The sequence below is a fragment of the Bacillus sp. S4 genome, from assembly GCF_040838205.1.
Taxonomy (GTDB): domain Bacteria; phylum Bacillota; class Bacilli; order Bacillales; family Bacillaceae_G; genus Bacillus_A; species Bacillus_A cereus_U.
In genome coordinates, this window is record NZ_JBFPJI010000438.1 from 1 (window position 1) to 2,355 (window position 2,355).

Here is a 2,355-nt window from a genome sequence, read left to right on the forward strand (position 1 = left end):
GTGTTAATGTAGCATAAATAAATTTGTATTATTTGACTATAAAAAATAAGTAATGTTATAGATTCAATGTATCGAAAGAATTTGGAATGCATGTTAACAAATGAATTATTGAAGCTATGTGAAAGTGATTTAGTTAGGATAATAAACCTTTTAGCGTATGTTGTTAAAAAGCTGTACCTTTTTGTATAAGGGTACAGCTTTTGTTGTAATACTTGTTTGGAATTTATATAGAAACATGTAGCTAATCAGCTATTGTTTAAAAATCAAGAATTTGCAAAGTTAAATCGTAGTCTTTGGAAAGAAAGTCATTTAAGTAATACAGGAAAAATGAGTAAAGTTATTTTTGAAACGAAATCAATTGTACCGCTTATTGAGCGCATTAATGATTTGGAACAAGATACATGTGTCATAGTTGGAGCGCATGACTGTAATACGGGTGTGGAAATGAGCAAAAGAATAACGAGTCATATGAAAAATAGTAAACTTGTTATATTTGAAAATAGTGCACATTTTCCAGATATCGAAGAAACAGATAATGTATGTGAAACGACTATAGAGTTTTTAGAAATATAGTATAAAAACACGGATAGGATTAATTGTTTGAATATTGAATTATATAATGTATGAATTGTTTATTTATAATTGGGGAGGATGCAATATGATTGAATACAGAAAAGCAAGAGTAGAAGATATACAAGGGATTATTAAAGTGTGTTCAGACGGTTATAGAAATACATACCCAGGTTTGTTGCCCCAGCAATACATAGAAAGTACGATCAAGGAGTTTTACAATGAAGAAAGAGTGAGAAGTGAAATATTAAATATTAGCCAAGAGTGGGATGGCTGGTTTGTTGCAAGTGATAATGGAGAAATACTGGGTGCTGGTGGAGGTGGTTTCACTGGTAAAGCAACAGCAGAGTTATTTGTAATATATTTAAATCCAAATAGAAAAAGAGAAGGTATCGGTACAGAATTACTTTCTATAATTACAAATGATCAAATTGAACGTGGTGCAAAAGAACAATGGGTTTCAGTTGCAAAAGATAATGCTATGGGGATTCCATTTTATGAAGCAGTTGGATTTAAATACCAAGATGAAAGACCAGCTTATGGACTACCTGTAGGTGAAGGTTTCACATCTATTCGATACAAACGTGAGTTAGCAATTAGCTTAGTTGAAAGATAAGTAAAAAAGACCTCGTCCGAATTATATTTAGGTTATAGTTGTTGAAGTCAATAAAAGTAAAGGCAAGGACCTATTTGATATGTATAATATGTTTTTGCCTTTATATTATAGTTAGTTTTGAAAAAAGTTTGATAAAAAGGTCTATTTTGTAGGGTAATTACCTATTCATAAAATAACACTAATTTTTTGTACACTGTTGCTATAAATTCTCGCGAGAGTTGGAAAATAGCCGGGTTTCCAACCTGATGTGGTGATGAGGTGCGAAGCTATTATGAGTGCAGTGACATAACTAGGAGGTTTCCACTATGACAGCTTTATTTAAAGCTATGGAGTTCCAGCTGAAAACTGAACGACTTGATCTGAGTATGTGGGAGGAATCCGATTCAGTCTGGATGAGAAAATTAATTGGCGAACGTGGTGTGGATATGCCAACCCTTGACGCTGTTCGTAGCAAGCTTATCGAGATGCGTAAGAAAGCAAGTGAAAATGGTATTTCCCTTCTCACTATTCGCCGACGAGACGAAGGTGATTTCATCGGATACTGTGGCTTGATTATCGGTCGTTCCACACTGGAAGAGCCGGAGATCGCATATGAGTTGTTCCGCAGTGCTCATCGTAAAGGCTATGCGACTGAGGCAGCATCCGTTGTGCTGGACGCTGCGATTGCTACCGGGCGCCGCAGACTTTGGTCGACTGTAGGCGCTTGGAATATTGCGTCTTTCCGGGTGTTAGAAAAGATAGGATTTGAGAGGCATCACAGTACGTGGGATGAGCGTGGTGAGATTGTTTGGAACGTACGCGACCTTTAGAAATCCCGGACCTAACTCGAAACTATTGAAAAGGAGAACAACCCATTAGTTTTGGGGGAAATCCAGATAAAGATAAAGATAAAATGACTGATTTATAACCCAAATGGTGACAAACTATAACTGAAGCATGTCCTCCTTCCGAATTCAGTAAAGGGTAAGCCATTCTATTAACAATGGGTATTTCTTGAGCTCTCATTAAAATACTCTCCCGTCCTTTGTTTATCTTTAGGCTACCTCTAATCAAATTAGGATTGTTTATTTAATGTCCTCGAAAGTGGAGTGCCGCCTTCGCACCGAGGCTTTGTCCTCTTCCCAAAACCAAACGAACGTTTCAAGGTATATATCTATATTATACTGATT

Annotated in this window: 2 protein-coding genes and 1 pseudogene; all 3 read left to right on the top strand. The window is 36.1% G+C overall.

Features of this window, described 5'->3' with window-relative positions; genetic code table 11:
- Positions 1–243: 243 nt before the first annotated feature.
- A pseudogene (locus AB3X48_RS21280) lies at positions 244–573 on the top strand (alpha/beta fold hydrolase); the annotation flags it as partial.
- 85 nt (positions 574–658) lie between these two features.
- Positions 659–1,186 carry a GNAT family N-acetyltransferase gene (locus AB3X48_RS21285; RefSeq protein ID WP_016104813.1) on the top strand — a complete coding sequence of 176 codons (528 nt, stop codon included), beginning with the start codon at positions 659–661 and terminating at the stop codon, positions 1,184–1,186.
- Positions 1,187–1,491: 305 nt separating this feature from the next.
- Positions 1,492–1,995 carry a GNAT family N-acetyltransferase gene (locus AB3X48_RS21290; protein ID WP_016104814.1) on the top strand — a complete coding sequence of 168 codons (504 nt, stop codon included), beginning with the start codon at positions 1,492–1,494 and terminating at the stop codon, positions 1,993–1,995.
- Positions 1,996–2,355 lie beyond the last annotated feature (360 nt).

Coding starts and splice junctions, on each gene's coding strand:
- AB3X48_RS21290 (WP_016104814.1), top strand. CDS start 1,492: ATGACAGCTTTATTTAAAGCTATGGAGTTCCAGCTGAAAACTGAACGA.
- AB3X48_RS21285 (WP_016104813.1), top strand. CDS start 659: ATGATTGAATACAGAAAAGCAAGAGTAGAAGATATACAAGGGATTATT.